A 4,730-nucleotide genomic window follows, 5' to 3' on the forward strand; every position below is an offset into this window, starting at 1 on the left:
GGTGACATTGTTGTTACCGACCCTCCTGATGATCTGAAAGAAACGCCCAGCGGCGAAAAAGTGAGCAACTTTGAGTTTGATCTTGACGTGGTATTCAGTCCGGATAACCGCCATTTTGCTACATGGTTTGAGGAGGTCGGCAATGATTCACATCACAATGATATTCAACAGCGTTATTTATTTGTCGTCATTTTTGCCCGTGACCCGCAAGGGCAGTGGCGTGAAAAAAAGAGAATCATTGAATGCTGTAACCGGCCAACCCGATATTTCGCTCTTAAACCTCAATTCAACCTGGATGGTCGGCTTCTGATTATCACCACTCCGGAAAGTATTGATATCTGGGAATTAACCGACGACCAATGGCACAAAGCTGCACAGAAGGAGCCCTGGAGCGGCGGCGGTGATATTCAATTTTCTTTGGACCCTTGTGAATTCATCAGAAGTTGCAATCAAAGCGTAACGATCTGGCGTAAGGCAGCGTCGGGAATGTGGGGCGAGACACAAACATTTCCGGCTGAGTCCCTGGTAGTCAAAAGTCCCAGCGGTGAAACCATTGTTTGTAACGATCCTGCCGGACACACTGATCTCTATCAACGTAAGCCTTTTGCTGAACCTTTCGGTCAGCCATTCGGTGAAACTGCCGCCGTTGAGTGGGTTAATCAACGCATTGAGTTTTCCATCATAGGTGCAGATTTCAATGGGGAAGGTTGCCTTTTGGCTGTGGTTCCCAAGACGGCTACGCACAGCCTGATTCTGTTCGGGTTGACGGCAGACGGTAGCTGGCTGGAAAGGGCCCGTTTGCAAACAGAAGGCAGGATTTACAAATTTCGCTTCAGCCCTTGCAGCCGCAACCTTCAAGTCCACAGTTTGCGCCCTGCCAGCGATAATGCCAGAGGGCAAGAGTTTTTTTCGCTCTGGCAGATCATGCCCGATAAAGTCACCCGGACAGCTGACGGGGAATGACGACCTCCTACTTAGCGACCATCATGTTGTTGATTTTGAGCTGGCCAAAGTTAAGGGGAAGCTGCACCTGATATAAGAAAAGATGATCCTGTCTCTAAAACAGGTGAAGCAGCAGCCCCTGCAGTGTTCAAAGTCTGCTCAATCCTTTTGATACTTTATCCAGGAAGCTATGATAGTCGTCAGGATTCAGTCCCAGTTTCTGCAAGTATTGAATAGTACGATGAACAACTTCTTCAGTAGTATAATCCTGGCTGGCTTTAACATCATCAGGCACAGCCTCAATCGGCTCATTTCTCATTCGACGGTCATGGATATATTCGAACCAGGCTTGTAAAAACTGATTGATCAGTTTTAATTCCTGCATATTTTCAGGACAACGGAAAAACCGAAACTCCATTGTGGAATATGGATCGATCACCTCAGTTCCTGGAATATGCAACAAAGATATGGCCATATATTTGTCTATCATCACATCAGCAATTTCACCAAACATTTGTTGCAAGGGGGCCATCTGCACAAAATGACTATATATTTTTGAAAACTGTTTAAGCTTATCCAATTTTTCTGAATCCGTTAACCAGTCACCATTCGCTTCTTCATAATTGGAACCAGCTAACTTTTCATTATACGTAGCAATCATCCAATTGATCCGTTCAATGGCTAACTCTCTCATGTCAGAATAATCAGAAAACAATTTATACCATTGACTCTCATTATTTTTAACAATTCGGTCATTATTACCGAATGCCCTGATTAGATAAGGATTGCTCTCAATTTCCCTCTGTAATTCCAGTAGAGCTCCGGGATTACCATGCGTAGCGGAGAGCGCATCGACATGCTTGTGACCGGAGGCATAACCTATGAGCCCATCTTTAATCATTAAGTCAACCAGTTCAAATACTTTTTCTAAACAATTATTCGCACCGGCGTCACCATCGTGGTAAGGCGTACAATTAAACTCAAGCCATCTCCTAAAGTCTACAAAAGGAGTTACATAGAATTGACCGTCAAAAGTGAAACTTTCAGGATCATAACCTGTCTTATTTGCTCCTAATCTTTTCATATGTTTATTGACTTTATTAAGATAATAGTAACTTGACCCGCCCCCTTGTTCATCTTCAGAAATCAAATCATATTCCAACTCTTCACCAAATTTGAGATCAATACGCTTGTCGAGTGGAATACCCTGTCCAGCTGTATCTGGCTTTTTTTCAGACATATCATTAAGAGCATCTAACCAGCGTCTTCTAAATTTCGAACCCATGACTTCTTCATTAAAAGTCATTCTAAGCTTATGATTACTTCTCAGGGCAGCAATAATGGAATTCTTGCACTTTATACATCCAACGGTTTCCTTCCTTATCTCATCAATAAGTTCTCGCTTGTAGCGAACACTAAATCTCATAAAATGGTCATATTCTGAAAAATAGCCATCCCCAAAAAGCATCCTTTCAAAGAATTGAAATGTCTCATGCCCAACAAATTGATAGCCCCTACTATCATCAGAGCCCTTGAAATTTTCATAAAGGTAATCAGGTAATAACTGACCAAGATAATAATATTGATGATATCTATCTGACATCTCAATTTGTCGCTGAGCAAACATTTCTGACAATATTGAATCTATTATTTCGATTCGTTTATTACTAATTGTTTGATTGGAACGATACTTATCAGCATCGTTACTATAAATAAACTTCTGATCTCTTAACAATCCTTCCGTGAACAATATAAAATCCACAAATATTTCTTTAACATTCTCTTTGGTAGTAACATAATCAGTACTATCAAAACGCAAATAACCATTTGTCTTCCATTTTTTATGCCCGATGACTCTTTCGATGGATAAACCATGCTCCTCAGCCAGTTTATTAACAGTATTTAACAAATGCCCGGCTGCCTCCCGGGGTGACAACAGTACATCAACGTTAAGCTCTTTTCCTCTCTTGCGCTTTCCCGGTTTCATTTCCGATGATGCTTGTTGGCTTTCCGCCCTGGTCTGCTCTCTATTTTTTTCAGGTACCCGATCACCTTTGTCACTCGCTGTTCCCTCTTTATTTGAGTTACCGAGGCTGATCATTCCGTTTATGTCACTTATATTAACTTTCAAAAAAGAATTGTCAGCAGTACCAAGTAATAAAGGTAAAAAAACATTCAAGACATTTGCGCCATTGCTACCCTCATTTTTTCCATGGGCTAGCTGGTAGAAATCATCCTTTTCTTTTTTAGAAAAACCTGTATTCTTTTTGTAATCGAGTTCCTGAAACTCTTTTGTCACTTTGTATGTTTTACTTGTAAGATAGGGGTCTTTCCAGTCTATCCGATCTGCTATTTTTTTTTCCTTAAAAGCATCAACTAACATTTTGTCAGTACTGTTTTTTTCAATGGGAGGTTTACTGAAAAAAAGCTTCCCATTCAGTGCCGGAGTTAAAACATTCTGATAGTCAAAAGAAAGCGAACCAAAAGCTAGCACGTGGGAAACATTCAGGAATGAACAGAAAAAAAATATAAATAATTTCATAGTAACAAAGTTCAGTTTTTAACCATATTTCTTGATTATGATAATTCGAATAATCTCTGTTGAGTAACCCCTGGTGCTATACCTGTGAAAGGACACGCTCAATACCTACCATTAAATACTCTGAGCAAGTACTTCTGTACATGAAAAAGTACTAAGAATTCTATTCACAAGGATCACCACAGTGCTCTCTAATTATTCTAATATTCAATTAACTTCGCAAAAAGGTAGTAACAGACTAGTTATTAATCAAGTGTGCCGGGGAAATATTCTTTCGCCAATAACGAAGTTTATGTGTCGTTGTCCGATTTCTCACCAAGGCTCTGGAGACTGACTTACTCATTCAAGCCTATAAGTATCCAACCAACCGACCAGAAACATATCTCCAAATTGAAATTTCATCCTATCTGAAGGTTATATCTGCCTTTCACCGCACCGACTGATATTTACCTAATATCTGTCGTCAGTAACGATGTCTTTATGGCGACCCGTTTCAAAACGTCGGCAAAAGAATTTACCACCGTCTTTGTATACAGCAGTTCCCGCCAATCATTGACAAATGTCCGAATCAATAGGTTATTCCATAAGTCAAATCCTAAGATGATGAAAGAACATCCGGTTCCGCATCATTGCATCTTTTAACACCTTATCCCAACTGACTACTTCAGTGTAGAGATTAAGACTATCATGCCAACGGAAGTACCCCTGTCGATCTGGAAGGGGCTTGAAATCTTTTTCTTCTTCCAACCAAGTCTTCACCTTTTTGTTTAAGTCACAGATAACATAGCCATAGAACGGGGTGTTGGTGTTAATCTGTATCTCCCTGCCCTGGGGTGTGGTGAACTCGCCATCACGTAGCTTGCGAACATAGCGAATAATTTGCTGCACAGGATCTTCCTTAGAAGATGGGTTGGCAAAATCATCTCGCTGTGGCCTCTTGAACTCGAATATAGTTACAGGATTGCTGGCTTCATTCTCACCTCGAAAAACCATTCGGTGATCAAATGCCAGAATATCTGGCCTGCCTGACTTTCCTTCCAAAGGGATATCAGAGGAGAGGTACTCGGTAAAATTGAGGCGTTCATCAATTAACCAAAGGTTATGATCCTCAAAAGGTGTTTGGTCACTGTCGCCTTTTCTGGGGAAAATAATGTCATGCACTACACCCTCAGAAGAGTACTTACCATCATCACCGGTTTGCAGGCTTTTTTCAAAAATGTCAATAACACTGCGACGCATGGAAATATAA

2 protein-coding genes and 1 pseudogene are annotated in these 4,730 nt (G+C 40.9%); 1 reads left to right on the top strand and 2 read right to left on the bottom strand.

Features of this window, described 5'->3' with window-relative positions; genetic code table 11:
- On the top strand, positions 1–963 hold a 963-nt coding region (locus KDK16_RS08960; protein ID WP_257275684.1), incomplete at its 5' end, for a hypothetical protein.
- Positions 964–1,090: 127 nt separating this feature from the next.
- Here KDK16_RS08960 and KDK16_RS08965 read toward each other — a convergent pair.
- Together KDK16_RS08965 and KDK16_RS08970 are read right to left on the bottom strand one after the other, a co-directional pair.
- Positions 1,091–3,436: a hypothetical protein gene (locus KDK16_RS08965; RefSeq protein WP_257275685.1), complete on the bottom strand. Its 2,346-nt coding sequence runs from the start codon at positions 3,434–3,436 to the stop codon at positions 1,091–1,093.
- Positions 3,437–4,069: 633 nt separating this feature from the next.
- Positions 4,070–4,730, bottom strand: a pseudogene (locus tag KDK16_RS08970) (hypothetical protein); the annotation flags it as partial.

It is taken from the genome of Endozoicomonas sp. SESOKO4, assembly GCF_024606275.1.